The sequence below is a fragment of the Pseudoalteromonas sp. PAR1 genome, assembly GCF_947311895.1.
Taxonomy (GTDB): Bacteria; Pseudomonadota; Gammaproteobacteria; order Enterobacterales; family Alteromonadaceae; genus Pseudoalteromonas; species Pseudoalteromonas lipolytica_C.
Map to the genome: position 1 here is coordinate 137076 of NZ_CAMZMY010000001.1, position 19336 is coordinate 156411.

Here is a 19336-nt window from a genome sequence, read left to right on the forward strand (position 1 = left end):
TCACTTTACCTTAAGTATGTAAATTAGCTTGTTAAGGTCATTCCTATGACACTTATAATTTACTTGAAAAACGATAGCCTGCACCACGAACGGTTTGCACTAAACGGTCATGCCCCAATGGTGCAATCGCTTTACGTAGACGACGAATATGCACATCAACAGTACGGTCTTCTACGTATACATTTGTTCCCCATACATGATCAAGTAATTGTTCACGGCTGTAAACACGTTCAGGATGAGTCATGAAAAAATGCAGTAGTCTAAATTCTGTTGGTCCCATATCTAATTCACTACCTTCTGATGTTACACGGTGTGAAATTGGGTCAAGGCGTAAACCATGAACTTCAATAGCTTCTTCTAATGAAGTAGGTGAAACACGGCGAATAACCGCTTTAATACGCGCCATTAATTCTTTTGGTGAGAAAGGTTTTGTTACGTAGTCATCAGCACCTACTTCTAATCCGCGCACTTTATCTTCTTCTTCACCGCGCGCTGTCAGCATTATGATAGGGATTTGACGAGTATATTCATTTTGCTTGAACTTTTTAGCGATTTGGATTCCGCTACCACCAGGTAACATCCAATCTAATAAAACCATATCTGGGTATGGCTCAACCATCGCTTCAATAGCAGAGTCATAATCTTCTGCTTCAATTGCTTGAAAACCATTTTGTTCTAAAACAAAAACCAGCATCTCTCTGATAGGCGCTTCGTCATCGACGACTAGTACTTTACGTGACATTCCAATTTATCTCTTACGTTAGCGAACTGGTTTCATTATTATGACTAAGTATGACATTTTTATGAAAGTCTAACGAGTAACTCAAAAACTTCAAAAAAATCAGCGTAAAAATAAGCAATTTTAAGGAAAAAACAGCCTTTTCAGGCTAAAAATCATACCTTAAAGTGACTGCTAAATGATCTTCATCAGAATTATTATCTAGTGAAAATTGCGTATACCACATATACATACGTGCTTGTTTTGACAGGCTTCGCTCCACACCGACTGAGGTACCACTGCCTGAATCTTTGAGCTTGCCAAAGTCACCATCAGAGTCTTGATATTGTGCGAGTAATTTATATTTATCAATTTTATAAGAGGCACTGACTAAAAAGCCATCTTCTTTGTTTGAACCCGATACTTTTTCACTTTGTTGATACATACCGCCTAAGGTTAGCTCACCTAATTTACCTTGCGCAGTAAACCGTGTTGTATCGTAACCTGCTACTTTACTGTCGTGGGCAACACTTACAAAATAAGGCGCTTTTTTAAGCTTGCTATCACCATATGTTATCGCTGCAGAAATACCTGTTTCATCATTTTGTTTGGAGTTATCTTCAGCAATATAGGTCACTACAAACTGCATATTACCAACTATTGGTGAGTTATAATGCAGCACATCACCAAGACGGTTTTCACCATTAAACAAAGCCTTAATATCACCATTAAAGTCATTCATTAAATCAACTTTGCCTTGTGCGACCTTCAACGCAGTATCATGACGGCCTATCACAATTTGCCCATAACTGCCTTGTAAACCTACATATTGATTACGTGCGGTAATATTCTCTTCAGTTTTACCATCGCTGTCTTGATCAGCGGCATTAACCGCAAATTCAAATTTATATACGGCTTTTAAACCATCACTTATATCACCACTACCTTTGATCCCCATTCGTGAGTTGTAGCTCTCTATGGAAGTTTCACTGCCATTTCCAGTGTCGCTGTTAGCAATCCCTAAATGAGCCCGTCCATATACATCTACTGCTTCGGCAGCACTATGAAAGGAAATAAAGCACATAGCAAAGCTCGACAACATCATGGCAGGTTTTTTCATGGTAGCGATCCTTAATTTAAGCAGTAACTTAAAAATCGAACATAAAGGGCTTTTGGTCAAGGCAAGGAGAGGATATTTCAAATAAAAATCACGGATCACTGATCTACCAACTAAATCAGATCAGGATCAGGCTTTTACTAAGTTGATCAATCACAGATCAGTTTTTTACTTAGAGAGTACGTTAACTTGTTGATTTAATGTTAGGGCGATCAGCCCATTGTTTAAAAGGTGAACAAAGAAAAGCCCCTGATCAGTCTACAACTAGTAAAATAATGATCCGTGAAAGCCAAGGTTAGTAAAACACTGATCCTGAGGTGCATGAGTAAGTAAACCGATGATCCGTCTTGATCAAGGCAATAAAAAACCGGCAAAAAGCCGGCTTTTTCAACTTATTATCAATTACTTGATTTGTGGATCAAGTTCACCCGATAAGTATTTAAGGTGCATATCATCTAAAGAGATTGGCTTGATCTTAGCCGCTTGACCCGCAGTACCAAAGGCTTCGTAACGAGCAACACAGATCTCAGTCATTGCTTTCGTTGCTTCTGCTAAGTATTTACGTGGATCGAAGTTAGCTGGGTTTAAAGCTAAGTGACGACGAATAGCACCTGTTGATGCTAAACGAAGATCGGTATCGATATTTACTTTACGAACACCATACTTAATACCTTCGATGATCTGCTCTACTGGCACACCATAAGTCTCAGGGATTTCACCACCGTATTGATTGATCACTTCTAACCACTCTTGTGGCACTGAAGACGAACCATGCATTACTAAGTGAGTGTTAGGAATACGGGCATGGATCTCTTTGATGCGATCAATCGCTAAGATATCGTCTGTTGGTGGACGAGTGAATTTGTACGCACCATGTGATGTACCACAAGCGATAGCCAGTGCATCCACTTTCGTTTTACGGACGAAGTCAGCCGCTTCTTCTGGATCTGTTAGCATTTGATCCGTAGACAGTTTACCTTCTGCACCAACGCCATCTTCTTCACCTGCTTCACCTGTTTCAAGTGAACCTAAAACACCTAACTCGCCTTCAACAGACACACCACAAGCATGCGCCATTTCAACTGTTTGACGTGTTACATCAACATTATATTCGTAGCTTGAAGGGGTTTTACCATCAGACATTAATGAGCCATCCATCATTACTGATGAAAAGCCTAATTGGATTGAACGCTGACATACACCCGGTGATGTACCGTGGTCTTGATGCATTACAACTGGGATATGTGGCCATTCTTCAACGGCAGCTAAAATCATATGACGAATAAAAGGGGCACCGGCATAGGCGCGAGCGCCTGCAGAACCTTGTACAATTACTGGGCTGTTTGTTTTGTCAGCCGCTTCCATAATTGCACGCATTTGCTCTTGGTTATTAACGTTAAACGCAGGTACGCCATAACCATTTTCAGCTGCATGATCAAGAAGTTGTCGCATACTGATTAAAGCCATTTGGTATTCTCCAAATTGTATCGACAGTAGTTACCTACCATCTAGTTTGAACGGATATAAGTTATTTTTTGATGCATCACTGCATCGCGAGAAGCTGTCGCCTACCGTAATAGCTGTAAATAAAATGAGGGTGAGAGGTATTTTATAAACAGCTAAACCAGCGTAATTACTTAACAACTACGCTAGCTTTCGCACTAATTACTTAGCACGTTCTTCAAGCATAGCAACTGCTGGTAGTTTTTTCCCTTCTAAAAATTCAAGGAAAGCACCGCCACCGGTTGAAATGTAAGAAACTTTATCGGCAATGCCGTATTTATCAATCGCTGCAAGCGTATCACCGCCACCAGCAATCGAGAATGCATTTGAGTTAGCAATCGCATCTGCAATAGCACGTGTGCCGTTACCGAATTGATCAAATTCAAATACACCTACTGGACCATTCCATACAACGGTACCCGCATTAGCAATAATTTTTGCTAATTGGTTTGCTGTATCAGGGCCAATATCAAAAATCATGTCTTCATCTGTTACTTCAGTCACATCTTTTAGTGTCGCTACTGCAGATTCAGAGAATTCATTACCTACAACAACATCTGTTGGTACAGGAATTTCGCCATTATTCGCTTTTGCAGCTGCACTTAATTTGTTTGCTTCATCGATTAAATCAGCTTCAAATAAAGATTTACCTACTGGGTGCCCTGCTGCCGCGATGAAGGTATTAGCAATACCACCACCCGTTACAAGTTGATCAACCACTTTAGATAGCGAATCAAGTACAGTTAACTTAGTCGATACTTTAGAGCCACCAACGATAGCCACTAAAGGACGAGCGGGGTTATCAAGCGCTTTACCTAGTGCGTCTAGCTCGGCCGCAAGAAGTGGACCTGCACATGCAACATCAGCAAATAAGCCCACACCGTGAGTCGATGCTTGTGCACGGTGAGCCGTACCAAATGCATCCATTACGTAAACATCACATAATGCAGCTAATTTTTTAGACAGTGTTTCGTCATTTTTCTTTTCGCCAACGTTAAAACGCACGTTTTCAAAAACAACCACTTCGTTGTCTGCTACGTCAACACCATCAAGGTAATCTTTTTCAAGACGAACAGTTTGCTCAAGAGCATTATTTAAATAATCAACAACAGGGGCGAGTGAAAACGCTTCATCATATTCCCCTTCCGTAGGGCGGCCAAGGTGTGACATCACCATTACTTTAGCGCCTTTTTCTAACGCTAATTTAATAGTTGGTAATGCTGCACGAATACGTGCATCAGAGGTCACTTTACCTTCTTTTACAGGCACATTTAAATCTTCACGAATTAACACGCGTTTGCCGTTTAAATCTAAATCTGCCATTTTAATGACCGACATGGACTTCTCCTTAGTTAACGATACTAATATTATATTTATACATTATTGGCTTACAGCCATCATCGCACGCGCAGTGTCGAGCATACGATTAGCAAAGCCCCACTCATTATCGCACCACACTAACAACTTTATCAGTCGTTTATGACTAACACGTGTCTGAGTGCCATCTATGATACAAGAATGTGGGTCATGATTAAAATCTACCGATACCAATGGCTCTTCTGTGTAGCTTAAAATACCTTCAAGACGGTCTTTTGCTGCTAACTTAAGTGCTTGATTGACAGTCGCTAAATTCACATCGGTATTCACTGTTACACTTAAATCCATCGCCGTCACATTGATAGTTGGTACCCTAACAGCAATGGCCTCAAAGCGACTATGAAACTTAGGCAAAATGCGCTCAATACCACGCGCAAGCTTTGTATCTACCGGAATAATAGACTGGCTTGCGGCGCGAGTACGACGCAAATCATGATGATACGCATCAATCACTTGTTGATCATGCATCGAGGCATGAATCGTCGTAATGGCCCCAGATTCAATTGAAAATGCGTCATCTAACACTTTAATCACTGGCACAATACAGTTTGTGGTACATGAACCATTTGAAACAATCGTATGTTCTGCTTTTAGCTCATCATCGTTAATACCATACACAATTGTGGCATCAACATCAGCATCTGCTGGCTGTGAAAACAATACTTTTTTTGCGCCCGCAGCTAAGTGTAGCTCTGCATGTTCACGTGAGTGATACACCCCAGTACATTCAAGAACCACATCAATATCTAGTGTTTGCCAAGGCAGTTCTGCAGGGTTTTCTTCTGCAAATAAGGCTATAGAGTCGTTAGCAACCGTTAAAGTATCTTCGCCAAGATTAACAGGGAATGAAAAGCGGCCATGAGATGTATCGTATTTAAGGAGATGGGCAATGCCCTTTGGGTCGGCTAATTCGTTAATAGCGACAATTTTGAGTTGATCTTCAAGCCCAGATTCATACAGGGCACGGACGATATTGCGCCCGATTCGACCAAAACCATTAATTGCAAGTTTGATTGCCATGAAGAAGAAAATCCACTCTATTTGCTTGCAGATAAAGGCAGCTGCCTTTTAGATGGCGGTATTGTAATCGACCTTACACATTTTTATAAGAGGGCAAGGTAAATAAAACTACTTTAACAACCCTAGATGGCTCAATTTTGGTAATCGACCTGAAGAGTTTTTATAAGAGGTCTGCAAAAATAAAAATTGCTTAGTATGTTTTAGATGGCGCAGTTTTGGTAATCGACCTTTGAAGTTTTTATAAGAGGGCAAGGTAAATAAAACTACTTTAACAACCCTAGATGGCACAATTTTGGTAATCGACCTGAAAAGTTTTTATAAGAGGGCAAGGTAAATAAATCTGCGTTAGCAACCTCTGTCTCTTTCTTTAATCCTTTATAGCCAGCGACGAACAGATTTTTTGTATTGCTGGTATGCTAATCCAAACTTCTCTGCCATAAACGTTTCTTCTGGCATAATTTGAAATCGATTCATATAAAGAATAAATATCGGCAGCATAATAAAACTCGCAATATTACCAAGATAGATTCCCCAACCAACTAGCATTAATAACATACCTACATACATTGGGTTACGGCTAAATTGATAAACACCACTGGTAACAAGACTTGCTGACTGTTCTGGAATTCGAGGGTCAACGGTCGTGCCTTGCTTGCGAAATTGATAAACACCTAATAAAGCAAACACCACACCTGAAAATGCAATGAGTAGTGCTACAAAAGATGCTGCAAAAAACGAGAAGCTAAAACTCGTAAACAACTCTGCTGTGCCCCACATCATCAACGCAATGATCAAAACCAGCGCAACTGGGGGCACTTTTAATTCTAACTGATTCACACAAGCTCTCCTACTTTCAATGCCTTACCACGACTAATTTGATGACACTGTGCTAAGAATAACTCGGCCGTTGCCATCGCATCAGTAAGGGCATGGTGCGAGCTGTAATGCGGTAAGTTGTAGCGCTTGCGACATTCGCTTAGTGTTAAATCATCGTGGCCAATTTCGTGGCCTTGCTGGTGCAGGCGTTTTTTTTCAATAACGAAGGTATCAAGAATTAAACGCGCCTTTGCATCTAAACCAAGCGTTCTGCACGCCTGTTTTAAGAACCCCCAATCTAGTGCCGCGTTATGAAACACTAGAATGCACTCACCAAAATGCTGATGCAGCTTGCCAAGAATGGTTTCGAGGCTCTCACCTGCAGCGATATCATGTTTAGCGATACCGTGATAAATCGGGCTTTGCTCTAAGCTTTGCACGTCTTTATTTATTAAGTGCTGCGCACCACTGAATTTGATGCACTGATCTTCTATCATTACCCACGCCACCGAAACAATTTCGTGCTGGCGAGGGTCAAGGCCCGTTAACTCCATGTCTATCACTACATAGCGCTCTTTATAGGCATCAGCTGCCAAAAGTTGCTTTCGCGCTAAATACCGACTTAACCAGCGTTTAACCATACCCTCTCCTATAAACTACCGCGAGCAAACTTAAATGCGGCGGCTTGCTGCGCCTGCTTAACCAAATAAAATGCTTCTTTTAATTGATGTCGCTCCAATGAATTCAACGCATTTGGGTTAATGCAGTTGCTAGGCAGCCCCTCTTCGTTAATTTGCGTGCCTAAACGCAGTTGAGTTAAAAAGCGCCAACAGTCTTTTAAGTTATATAGGTCATCTTTATTGAGTAGCGAAAATTTCATTAACGCGTCTATGCGCTCTTGGGTATTAGCGCGCTGAATACCCGCTTTGAGGGAATATAAACGCACTATGTCGTTAATGATCACCACACCGCGTTTTTTTAAGTCGAGGTATTTATGCTGTTTATCGTCTTTTTCTAATTTGAACTGATTGAACAAACCAATGGGCACTGGGGTATTTTTAATGTCGCTCGCCATAGCCGCATAGAATAAGTCATTCTTAGAAATGCGTTTTAGCTGCTCACAAAAGCGTGCATATAAGGTAGTGGAACCTTCTATAAAACGTAAGTCAAAAAATATCTTACAATTGAGCATCGCCTCTGGTGTCGGTGAGGTGATCCACTTATGAAACTTTTCAGTCCAAGCGTTAATGCCCATTCGACATTCTGCATTGCTCGCCATGATATTGCCAGGACAACGTTTTATGCCGCACTCAATTAAATGCTCACAGACATATTCGCCCATACGCTTAAAGTAATCTTGTTGTTCGTCCGTTAAATCATCAGGTAGTAACAAGCCATTATCTTGGTCTGAATGCAATGTTTGCTCTTCCCTTGCTTGTGAACCAAAACAAATAAAACTAAAGCTGGTTGGTGCCGCGCCATTATCTTCTTGGAACAAACGGATTAACCGCGAAGTCAGTGCATCGGTTAAGCCACTTAATAATTTACCAATCAAGGAGATGTCATCAATATTGTTTGAAAAGCCTTTTAACAAGCCGGGTATCTCTTGCGAATAACGCTTTAAATCTACCACGCTATGCGCTTTATAAATTCGTCCAATCAATTGCACTGGATCGCTTTTTTGCTGACGCAGCAAATCTGTGCTGGTGAGCATACCAAGCGGTTTGTGATGTTCATCAAGCACAGGTAAATGGTGGATGTTGTGCTTAAGCATTAAGTGCAATGCCGAAAACACGCGATTGTTTTCAAAAATAAACTTGGGCTTACAGGTCATGATGCTACTTACTGACTCTTGAGGGTCAACCTCATCGGCCAATACGCGATTGCGTAAGTCTCTGTCGGTCACGACCCCAACGAGGCGATCATGCTCAGTTAGCATAATCGACGAAACACCATGCTGTTTCATTTTTTTAGCGGTTTGACGAATACTTGCCTCTGGCGCCAAAGTGACCGCTTTGCGATTCATCAATTCGCAAATTTTTTTCTCCGACCAACTGTCGTTTTGACTTTTATAATGAGACGACAATAAACGGTTTTTATGGGCGCGAACAAAGTATTGCTCAAACACCTTGTACTCTCGGCGTAAGTAATCAAATGCCGCTTGGTTTAGCATGTAAACAATGCCTTCCTTTTGCACTGAAATGCTATTTTGAATCGCTTCGCCAGTTAACAGTGACGGAAAACCAAAGTAATCGCCACCTGATAATTTAGTGATCACATCGCCTTTTGGGTCGACTAAGTCGTAGTCGCCAGAGCGAATTAAAAATAACCGTAAATTATCAGAGCTTAACCACTGATTTTGATTCTCTCGGGTCAGATAAATAATATCGAGATGATTAACAAAATACTCGCATGCAGCGCTATCTAGCTGATTAAACGGCGTTTGTTGCATCACAAATTGGGCGACTTCCTGTTGCTCGGTATTCATGGTCATTCTCGCAATAAAATAGAGACAATATCTACACTACCCCTGTTTTAAATAAATAAAAAGCCCGACTTAAGTCGGGCTTTTGATCTTCAAGAGTGTGTTCTCATAAAATGGTTTTATTAGTGCGCGTGTGCTGCGCTAGAACCTTTAGGGTTACGGATACCTTCAACCATTTCTTGGATTTCAACTGGTGTTTCAGCTGTTAGTTTAAGTACGATAGCTGCAACTACAAAGTTAACAATCATACCAACTAGACCGATACCTTCAGGTGAGATACCAAATAACCAGTGTGCCGGTGTATTCAATTCAGGGCTTACGAACTTGAAGTAAATAATATAAGCCGCTGTGAATGTAATACCTGTCACCATACCCGCAATCGCACCTTCTTTATTCATCTTCTTAGAGAAGATACCCATAATGATGGCTGGGAAGAAGCTCGCCGCTGCTAAGCCGAAGGCAAAGGCAACAACCGAGGCCACGAATCCAGGCGGGTTAATACCAAAGTAAGCTGAAATCACAATCGCTATCATCGCTGCTAAGCGCGCAGCAAGTAGCTCTTGTTTATCACTAATATCTGGTTTTAAGGTACGTTTTAATAAATCGTGCGAAACCGAGGTCGAGATTACCAATAGTAAGCCTGCTGTAGTTGATAGCGCTGCTGCGATACCCCCTGCTGCAACCAATGCTACAACCCATGCTGGTAAGTCTGCAATCTCAGGGTTAGCAAGTACCATGATGTCGCGGTCAACTTTAACTTCGTTAGCGCTGTTTGGATCATCAATCTTACCTGCTGAGTAGAACATTTTGCCGTCACCATTTTTATCGTTAAAGGTGATTAGGCCTGTTCTTTCCCAGTTTTTAACCCATGCTGGTGCTTCTGCATACTCTGTACCGCTACCGTCTTTACCGTTAATTGTATCAATCATGTTTACACGAGCGAATGACGCTACAGCAGGTGCTGTTGTATAAACGATTGCAATGAAAACAAGTGTCCATGCAGCTGAGATACGCGTGTCTTTAACACGAGGAACAGTGAAGAAACGAACGATTACGTGCGGTAAACCTGCAGTACCAACCATTAACGCACCTGTGATTGCGAATACATCAATCATGCTCTTCGAGCCTTCGGTGTATTGCGCAAAGCCAAGTTCAGTACTGAGCCCATCTAGTTTATCAAGCACAAACTGTCCTGAGCCATCGCTAAGCGTTGCACCAAAACCGGTTTGTGGGAAGAAGTGACCTGTCATCATCATTGAAATGAAGATTGCTGGAACAAGGTAAGCAAATACAAGTACACAGTACTGAGCTACTTGCGTGTAAGTAATCCCCTTCATACCGCCAAGTACAGCGTAGAAGAATACAATCACCATACCAATGTAAACACCGGTCTCAATATCCACTTCTAAGAAGCGAGAGAAAACCACACCTACACCACGCATTTGACCTGCGATGTATGTGAAACAGATAAAGATCGCACATAAAATCGCAACAACGCGTGCAGTTTGTGAGTAATAACGGTCGCCGATAAAATCTGGTACTGTGAACTTACCAAATTTACGCAAGTAAGGTGCTAAACATAACGCAAGTAGTACATAACCACCTGTCCAACCCATTAGATATACACCACCGTCATAACCCGCAAACGAGATAATACCCGCCATTGAGATAAACGATGCCGCACTCATCCAGTCAGCAGCGGTTGCCATACCATTTGCCAGCGGCGGTACACCACCACCTGCAACATAGAATTCATTTGTTGACCCCGCGCGGGCCCAGATTGCGATGCCGATATAAAGCGCAAAGCTTAAACCGACGATAATAAACGTGAGTGTTTGAACATCCATTGCTTAGCTCCTATTCGTCTACGCCGTATTTTTTATCTAACGTATTCATTTTGAAAACGTAAACAAAAATCAAAGCTACAAAGGTGTAAATAGCGCCTTGCTGGGAGAACCAGAAGCCGAGTTTAAACCCAAAGAAACGTATCTCATTGAGTACGTCTACTAGTAAAATGCCAAAACCAAATGAAACGACAAACCAAATTGCTAATAATTTAAATAGCAGTGCGAGGTTTTCCGCCCAATAAGCTTTTGCTTGTTCTTCATCTTTAAAAGCCATTTTTATCCCCTTATGCATTACAAAAAAGTAATGAGTGGTATTAGTTGTCATTAACTAAGTTAGCAAGGGTTCTGATTTATGGAATTGAGACCATAGTCGTAACAGTCAGTTTACGTTTACGTAAACTGTAAAACATCATTTGTTAATGAATGGTAAAAAACAATAATTAACAACAACTTAACCTATAAAGATAAATTTGCGAAATAGCGAAAATAGTAAAAACGAATGATCTGCGACATTAGTCTAACAACCGTGCGTAAAACATAACTTTCCATTTATTATCAAAAACTTACTTTTTATTAATTTTTATTGCAAAAAATCTAGCCATCGAAATCGCGCATAATTCTGGTAAGGTAGTGTTATTACAATAATTACTGAATTTAAACATGACAGCTGCGCTTTTATTTGTTGCACTCGCCTATATTGGCGTGTTGTTTTGGTTGGCAAATTGGGGGGACAAAACCACTCCTCTTGCAAAAAGAATTAGTCACCATCCATTTGTTTATTCTTTTTCATTAGGCATTTACTGTACGTCTTGGACTTACTACGGTTCAGTCGGAACAGCCGCTACTAACAGTTGGAATTACTTACCGATTTTAATTGGTCCTGCGTTGCTATTTTTCTTTGGCCAAGGTTTTTTGCGCAAATTAGTTTTGGTAAGTAAAAAGCAAAATATCACCACGATTGCCGACTTTATTTCAGCGCGCTACGGTAAACGACAAACTACCGCCATTATGGTGACAATTATCGCTTTATTAGCGACGATTCCTTACATTGCTCTGCAATTAAAAGCTCTCAGTAGTAGTTTCTTATTACTACAAAACGATAGCCGTATTTCAGGCTCTATGTTGGCGTTATCTGCAACCTTAATCATGGCAATGTTTGCGATATTCTTTGGTACCCGCAAAGTGGATGTTACCGAATATCGCTCTGGACTGATGCTCGCTGTCGCTTTTGAATCTATGGTGAAGTTATTAGCTTTAGTCGCTGTGGCAGGACTTGCACTATACACTTTGTTTAACCTCAGTGAGGTACAAGCAGAGCAATTAACAGGTTCAGTTTGGCAGCATTGGCATAATTTTGACTTTTTTAGCTTCAACTTTATCGGCCAATCAATGATGGCGGCAGCAGCGATTATCTGTTTACCAAGGCAGTTCCATGTCACCGTGGTTGATAACCAAGATAAACGCCATCTTTTTACTGCTCGTTGGGCGTTTCCGTTGTATTTACTGCTAACTGCGGCAATGATTTTCCCTATTGCAACTGCCGCTATTCACCCTGGTATTGGCAGTGGATTTTCGCCCGACAGCTTTGTATTAGCCCTACCACTGATCCATGAAAATGCCTTCTTAACAACTTTTGTATTTATTGGTGGTCTATCAGCAGCCACGGCAATGATTGTAGTGGCTACACTCACCCTCAGCACCATGATCTCAAATGATGTGGTACTACCGTTAATGCTACGCCGTAAGTTTAAACGTAACCTCATTACCAGCAGCTATAAATCACAAATTTTATTAGTGAGGCGCTTCACCATTGCCGGTATTTTGATTTTGTCGTATTTCTACCAGCAATGGTTTGGTCATGGTAAAGCACTGGCAAGTATGGGGTTAGTGGCCTTTTCTTTGGTGTCGCAATTACTCCCAGCCATTGTTGGCGGCTTATACTGGCGAAAAGGCCACGCTTATGGCGTTTATGCCGGATTATTAGCAGGCTTCATTTGTTGGGTATTATTCTTAATGTTACCTATTTTAGATGCGGGTAATAGCCTAAATACGGAGCTGCAACAAACACTTATTACGCGTGGCACCCTAATCGCCTTGTTTGCCAATATTGGCTGTTATATTAGTTTTTCGCTCGGTGCAGATGAGCGTTTAATTGATAAGATTCAGGCAGCAGCCTTTGTTAACCCTAAAGAGCAAGCTGTATTCGCCAGACGCTTAAATAAAAACGTTAAAGCCACCGTTTACGACTTTAAAGTGCTGCTACAAACCTTTTTAGGCGTTCAACGCTCGCAACAAGTGCTGGCTCACTTTGCGTTGTCACATAACTTAGATGACAACAACGCACATCCAGACCCTGAGTTTATCGCTTATTGTGAGCGAGCCTTAACCGGTGTGCTAGGCGCATCTTCAGCACAAGCGCTGATCCACACGGTTGCCTCTGGTAAACGCATGGCATTTGAAGAAGTGGTTAACTTTTTTGATGAAACCACACAAGCACTGCAATTTAATCAAAATTTACTTTTCACATCCCTTGAGAACCTCAGTCATGGTATTTCGGTTGTTGATAAAGAACTAAATTTGGTTGCTTGGAATAAACGCTATGCCGAAATGTTTAACTACCCTGATGAGTTTCTGGAGGTTGGCCAACCTATTGAAGAAGTGATCCGCTATAACGCAGAGCGCGGTGAATGTGGTCCGGGTGAGGTTGAACGTCATGTAGAAAAGCGTGTACAGCATCTTAAAAACGGCACACCTCATCACTTTATTCGCCACCGCCGAAATGGCCAAGTATTTGAAATGATAGGTAACCCATTACCTGATGGCGGCTTTGTGACAAGCTTCTCTGATATTACTGTGCATATCGAAACGCAAAACGCCCTCGAAGAAGTTAACATGGATCTTGAAAACCGCATCGAAGCGCGTACCCAAGAAATACGCACCATAAATAGAGATTTACAAGCGCAAATCGATAGCCGAGTACAAACTGAGCAAGCACTTACTTTAGCCAAAAAAGAGGCAGAACAAGCTAATGACAGTAAAACGCGATTTTTAGCCTTGGCTAGCCACGATATTTTACAACCGCTGAATGCGGCGCGCCTATACCTTGCAGCTATTGATGATAAAACCCTTTCGAGCAACAACTTAAATAACTTTGAAAAGCTGGGTGCAAGCTTAGATTCAACGGTGCATTTGATGTCGGCGCTGTTAGAAATTGCCAAGCTCGAGCAAGGGGCAATGACCCCAACGCCACGTCATTTTAGTATTGATGACATACTTGCACCGCTAAAAAATGAATACGCCATTATGTCGAGTGAAAAAGGCTTAAAGCTTACAGTGCGTTCAAAAGGGACAATCGTACACAGCGATATCACCTATTTGCGACGAATTATTCAAAACTTGGTGTCAAATGCGGTTAAGTACACCGAAAGCGGCCGAGTTTTAATTGCGTGTCGCAAACGCAAACACCATTTACGTATTGAAGTTTGGGACACAGGCCCGGGTATAAGTGAAGTGGAGCAAGCAAAAATATTTAATGACTTCTACCGTATTGAAGCGGGCGATAACAAAGGAGTCGGACTTGGTTTAGGGGTAGTAAAACGGATGGTCGACTTGCTTTCGCTACGTATGGATGTCACTTCAACGCCCGGCAAAGGTAGCCGCTTTAGTATTGAAGTACCATATGGTGAAAGCCAATTTATTCAGCAAAAAGACACGCCTAAAAAAGGCGTTGAAAATCGCAGTGCAATGAACATTATTGCGGTTGATGATGATCCGGAGAATTTAAATGCTATGGCAAGTCTGTTGCAAAAATGGCAAGCCAATTATCAGCTCTTTGATCAAGTAGAAACTGTCATGGCCTATGCTAAAGACCACGGCGCACCCGATGTGATCTTAATGGATTATCAGCTTGGCCATGATTGCGATGGTATTACGCTAATTAAAACGTTAAGGGAAATTTGGCAAAGCCCAGTACCGGCAATTTTAATCACAGCAGTACGTGATGAAGCGCTAAAACAACAAACCAAAGCTGAGCAAATTCATTACCTTAGCAAACCCGTTAAGCCAGCTAAACTCAAAGCCCTGCTTAACCATAGCACTTAACACCATGCATTCCCTTTATTTAAGGCAAAGCAGTAGGCTTTGCCTTAAATTTTTGGAACAACCAACTAAGTGCAACTAACGACAAGCCTAAGCCGATAAACGAAATAGCACGTAATAATCCGGTTAAGTTTGCCATATCTATCAGAAACACTTTTAACACCACCAGCGCTAATAAACCAAGGCCTAGCTTTTGTAAAACCGTAATAGTTTTTAACTGCCCCGCCACGACCACCAAAGCACCAATAATAAGCCAAACTAAAGAGTAGCTATACAGCTCTGCATCTGAGGTCGGTAAAGCAAGATTTATATACTCCCCTTGCCAGTTGTGGCGAATTTCCGCATTGATATATAAAACACTCATCACACCTGCAAATGCACTAAAAAACTTATGCAAAAAGCGCTGAGATTTTGTCAGCTGGCTTGCCCAAATTGCAATTATGGCTGGAACTAACCAAAGTAATAGTAGCCAATTAATAATCGGCCAACTGCCAATATTTATCGGCTCAAAAAACGGATTTACAGCGGTAAAGCTTTTCAGAACTAACAATCCGCTTAATGCTAATAACGCAAAACCTGCCACTTGATAGAGCTTAGCTAATTGCGCAGTAAAACGTGAACGCATCAGGTAAACACAGCCCAATATGCCCCAGTTACAGGTTAATAAAATATGCTCATACACAGACAAGTTCTCAAAATCAGGATAGTGCCCCACTAACTGATAGCTCGTCTCTGTGGTAATGAATAAAGCGATACAATGAAGCGTAGCACCTTCTAGCCACACCCGAACAGATTGCTGCTGCCAGTGTCTTGCTGCCAAGTAAAATAAGCAAGCAGACACAGGGTAAACAACTAAACTCCAGTGCACACCAAGTAATAGCGCATCACTGTAATCAGCTGACCAAGGTGCAAAACTTAACCTAACAAGTAAAGCACCAACTAAACCTTTTAGCGGCCAAGTCGGAATACTGAGTGCATGTTTATTGACATAAAAACTGATCAACAACACTTGCGCAGCGAGTGCCAAGGTTAAGCTACTCCCTTCAAGAAGCATGGTTAACGCCAAACTAATATTGGCATTACCGCCAAGCCAGTAACTAAATACCTGCATTGGATTCGTGCTATTAATTGATAACTTAAATAACCAAGAAGACAGTGCCAGTAATACAAAGCACCAAACCGGGTATGCCGTCATTAAGGCATGATCAGGAGTGATGACATATAAGCAACTAATAATCACAAAGCCTGAAAGTGAAGCGAGTAAGGTAAAGCCAAAGCGTTTAGGGTATTTACGACCAAACAAAAAACCATAACCAGCAAACAAAGCAATAAAAAACAGCCCTGCTCCGTAATTTTGTCTAAAAACAAAAAGCTGCTCAGAGTAATCAACAGTATTGTATTGCCCTGTTAGCAAACACACCACACTCACTACAGCAATTATCAGCCAGTGATCCCATGCACTGTTTTTTAATACCAAAAACAACAGTAAAGCCACTAACGACAACATACTAAGCTGCCAAGTAAGCAGATCATTATGGCTAATGAGTAAAAGATAAAGTGGCATGACAACTGCTAATAACAGAGGGTTGTCGGGCAGTTGTTTCAGAAGTGTTTTAAAGCGGTGTGGGCGGTATTCAACTTGTTTAATACTTAGCCCTAAACGTGGAATCGCAATTAACAATACAATGCTAAACAGCGCATAAAGGTTAATAAACCAGTGTAGGTTTTTAGTTGCACTCATTGCAACTAAGCAATACCAGCCTAAATGCCCCGCCCATAACAAATACCACAGCCAATGCCGTTTTACGTAATGTGCGACTAGCGAAGCTGATACACTGACAAAAGCAACATAAGTAAGGAGTGCAATAAAGTCATTACTCCCAGTATCTACCCATAAAGGCACACTGTAAGCGCCAATAATACCAATTACAGCCAGCACGGGGCCAAAACGTAATGCCATCCAGCTTGCAGCCAAAGAAACCAAGGTTAAAATGCTAAATGCTGGTAAGGCTTGTAGTAAGCCGTAATGACTGTAGGCCAGCAAGGTCAATGCAAACAAACTAATAAAGCCGCCACTTGCCAGCGCCGCGGGAATATAGTTGCTAAATCCTTCAAAGGTAATACCTTTACGATGTAAAACCTCAGCTGTAACAATTAAACTCAGGCCAAAAATAGCGCCAAGTATGAGTCGCATGGTTTCGGATAATAAACCGGCTTCAAGTGAATAGCGGGCCAAAAAGATACCACCAAAGGCAAGTGCAACCGCTCCTACCCAAGTTAGCCAATTGGCTTTGATTTGTGTAACTAGTTGGCTAACTAGCGGATTAAAAGTTGCAGGCTTGGGTTTCGTTTGCTGTGGCTTTTTAGCCATTGCCTCAGTTGGCTTATTGATGGCTTCAGGCTTTGGTTCTCGTTTTGAAGTGTCGGTCAGAGCTTCGTTTAAATTATCAAACGAATTTACAATAGTTGCTTGTGGATTATGGATATAGGTCGCGTTAAGTTCTACTCGAAGAGCAGCTACTTCACGCTTCAAACTAGAGAGTTGAAAAAAGGCAATAATGCCAGCAATTGAGCCACCTACAACAACTAGTGCTAGTAATACTAGTAACGCAATACCGTCGTCCATACTCACTCCATGTGTACGCTTTAAACAAAAAAGCAAAAACCTTAATTGTTTATATAATAAACACTTAGCAAGAGTAAAGAAACAACGATATTGCGTTCAAGCCAATTAAGACTGCTCAGTCACCGTTCGCTCTAAGGTCATTTTGTAACCTGAATCAGTGGTTTCATCATGTTCAATCACCAAGATATAGTTACCTTCTTCGGTAAAATCCATGTCGCTTTGTTGCAATAGCACAATCTGCTGGCCGTTGTCTTCAAACACCACATAGGTTGTATAAACTTCGTTATCAACCACCTGCTCTTTTTGGTCGTATTGATCTAAACCTTCAACGACATTACTAGTATCATCAACGGTTTCACCATTGAGAGTGAAATACACATCGACTTCGTCAATCTGTTGCCCTGCATAGTTATCAATTAAATTAACCACAGTAACTGTGTGGCTATAGCTGCTAGGTGTTAGGTTTTCTTCAATGGTCATCATACGAGGGCCGTAGTCTTTGTCATTGTAGAATAGACCAACCGCACTTTGCTCACGCTCTAATGTCATTAAGAAGTTATCAACAATCTTGTCGCCAGCCTCATCTAACATGGCTACGCTGTAACTATTTGGTGACATACTCATGTATTCAGAGTAACTATCGTTGCTTACAACTTCGGTATTGGTAGACGTTGTTCCTCTGGTTACTTTAAATTGGGTTTGTGTGTAATCATCAATAGTATTAATAAATCGCAACTGGCCTTGTGCGTCTTGGTGGTTTAGTTGAGTCACCGAGCTACTTGCCGTCACTACATCAAGGGTAATGCCGTCTTCTTCTGTTGCATAACTTGGGCGGATCATCGCCATGTAAGTTGCTTCATCATTAAAATACAATTTTGGTGATTCAAAAATCACATCAGTGCTACCACTGGCAGTGACATAAATAGTGTAATAACCCTCCTCAAGCGTAGATAGTTCTGGCTCTACCAGGTACTGCGAAGTCATCAGTAACTCTGCGGTATCAAATAACCCGTCATCAGTGGCAATGTAAACATCGTAAATATTGTCTTCTCCGACGATATTAAAAAAGCCAACATTAAACTCATCTTCATCGCTTGAAGATGGCACACTTAGCTCAGTGAATGTTGGCTCAGCAAAATCACCATTCATTACTAGCAACTGGGTTTGATCGTCTTTAATTTTAATGGTTTCTTCATCAATAGTGATATAGCTATCGTTGACATCAACATACTGAAAACTCAGCTCATACTCACCCGAGCTGTAATTATGGCGGGTTGATACATCACCAAAATCTGCGCCCGAACGTTCAGTGTCATCAACAAATAAACGTGTATAGGGGCTATTATAAGAGCCATTGTACAGTTGCACATAGCCGCTGTTGCTATTGCTGCTGTCGTCACTAGAACAGGCAGCCAGCAACGAAAGCAAACTTGTGGCAACAATTGTTTTAAGCAGAGTACTTTTCATGGAGTTTATTCCTTATTGTTTGTAATAATCTACTTTGACTCAACTAAAGCAATAAAATTCTATGTTTTACAAACGATTACCTTCACTTACAGTTACTTACGTTAAGGTTAAAAAGTGTAGAAAAAGGTATAGAAAGGCACTCATTAATCATAATTATGGACAGAAAATCACATTTATAGTGAAAGCAGCTTACTTTTACACGAAAAGTAAATAATGATTACATTTTGTAAGGTTAGACAATGAAGTCAGATAAATTATTAGA

General features: G+C 41.2%; 13 protein-coding genes. 1 reads left to right on the forward strand and 12 read right to left on the reverse strand.

Annotated elements, in window-relative coordinates:
• Nucleotides 1-52: 52 nt before the first annotated feature.
• The 10 genes from phoB to QL229_RS00685 all read right to left on the reverse strand — a co-directional run bounded on the left by phoB (nucleotide 53) and on the right by QL229_RS00685 (nucleotide 11157).
• A complete protein-coding gene (phoB, locus tag QL229_RS00640; protein WP_054551169.1) occupies nucleotides 53-742 on the reverse strand; it encodes a phosphate regulon transcriptional regulator PhoB in 690 nt (229 codons plus the stop codon).
• Nucleotides 743-887: 145 nt separating this feature from the next.
• Nucleotides 888-1838: a porin gene (locus QL229_RS00645; protein ID WP_135925993.1), complete on the reverse strand. Its 951-nt coding sequence runs from the start codon at nucleotides 1836-1838 to the stop codon at nucleotides 888-890.
• Nucleotides 1839-2237: 399 nt separating this feature from the next.
• A complete protein-coding gene (fba, locus tag QL229_RS00650; RefSeq protein WP_063703260.1) occupies nucleotides 2238-3302 on the reverse strand; it encodes a class II fructose-bisphosphate aldolase in 1065 nt (354 codons plus the stop codon).
• Between the two features lie 198 nt (nucleotides 3303-3500).
• The gene (locus tag QL229_RS00655; protein WP_199526296.1) at nucleotides 3501-4676 is read right to left on the reverse strand and encodes a phosphoglycerate kinase; all 1176 of its coding nucleotides are present in this window, start codon (nucleotides 4674-4676) and stop codon (nucleotides 3501-3503) included.
• Between the two features lie 42 nt (nucleotides 4677-4718).
• On the reverse strand, nucleotides 4719-5735 hold the full coding sequence (epd, locus tag QL229_RS00660; RefSeq protein WP_235383258.1) for an erythrose-4-phosphate dehydrogenase: 1017 nt from the start codon (nucleotides 5733-5735) through the stop codon (nucleotides 4719-4721).
• A 375-nt stretch (nucleotides 5736-6110) separates the two neighbouring features.
• On the reverse strand, nucleotides 6111-6572 hold the full coding sequence (locus QL229_RS00665) for an isoprenylcysteine carboxylmethyltransferase family protein (RefSeq protein WP_199526297.1): 462 nt from the start codon (nucleotides 6570-6572) through the stop codon (nucleotides 6111-6113).
• On the reverse strand, nucleotides 6569-7192 hold the full coding sequence (locus tag QL229_RS00670) for a 3'-5' exonuclease (RefSeq protein WP_235383257.1): 624 nt from the start codon (nucleotides 7190-7192) through the stop codon (nucleotides 6569-6571). The genes QL229_RS00665 and QL229_RS00670 overlap by 4 nt, the downstream gene beginning before the upstream one ends.
• Nucleotides 7193-7200: 8 nt before the next feature.
• Nucleotides 7201-9039 carry a DUF294 nucleotidyltransferase-like domain-containing protein gene (locus tag QL229_RS00675; protein ID WP_281546399.1) on the reverse strand — a complete coding sequence of 613 codons (1839 nt, stop codon included), beginning with the start codon at nucleotides 9037-9039 and terminating at the stop codon, nucleotides 7201-7203.
• A 119-nt stretch (nucleotides 9040-9158) separates the two neighbouring features.
• Nucleotides 9159-10883, reverse strand: a complete 1725-nt coding sequence (locus tag QL229_RS00680) for a sodium:solute symporter family protein (protein WP_235383255.1) — start codon at nucleotides 10881-10883, stop codon at nucleotides 9159-9161.
• 10 nt (nucleotides 10884-10893) lie between these two features.
• Nucleotides 10894-11157, reverse strand: coding sequence for a DUF4212 domain-containing protein (locus QL229_RS00685; RefSeq protein WP_054551160.1), 264 nt, complete (start codon nucleotides 11155-11157; stop codon nucleotides 10894-10896).
• Between the two features lie 386 nt (nucleotides 11158-11543).
• Here QL229_RS00685 and QL229_RS00690 point away from each other — a divergent pair, with 386 nt between their 5' ends.
• Nucleotides 11544-14984: a PAS-domain containing protein gene (locus QL229_RS00690; protein WP_235383254.1), complete on the forward strand. Its 3441-nt coding sequence runs from the start codon at nucleotides 11544-11546 to the stop codon at nucleotides 14982-14984.
• A 19-nt stretch (nucleotides 14985-15003) separates the two neighbouring features.
• Here the strand turns inward: QL229_RS00690 and QL229_RS00695 are convergent, their stop codons facing one another.
• Both QL229_RS00695 and QL229_RS00700 read right to left on the reverse strand, forming a co-directional pair.
• Complete coding sequence (locus QL229_RS00695; RefSeq protein WP_281546400.1) at nucleotides 15004-17607, reverse strand: DUF2339 domain-containing protein; 2604 nt, start codon at nucleotides 17605-17607, stop codon at nucleotides 15004-15006.
• 105 nt (nucleotides 17608-17712) lie between these two features.
• A complete protein-coding gene (locus QL229_RS00700) occupies nucleotides 17713-19074 on the reverse strand; it encodes a hypothetical protein (RefSeq protein ID WP_138558388.1) in 1362 nt (453 codons plus the stop codon).
• Nucleotides 19075-19336: the final 262 nt, after the last annotated feature.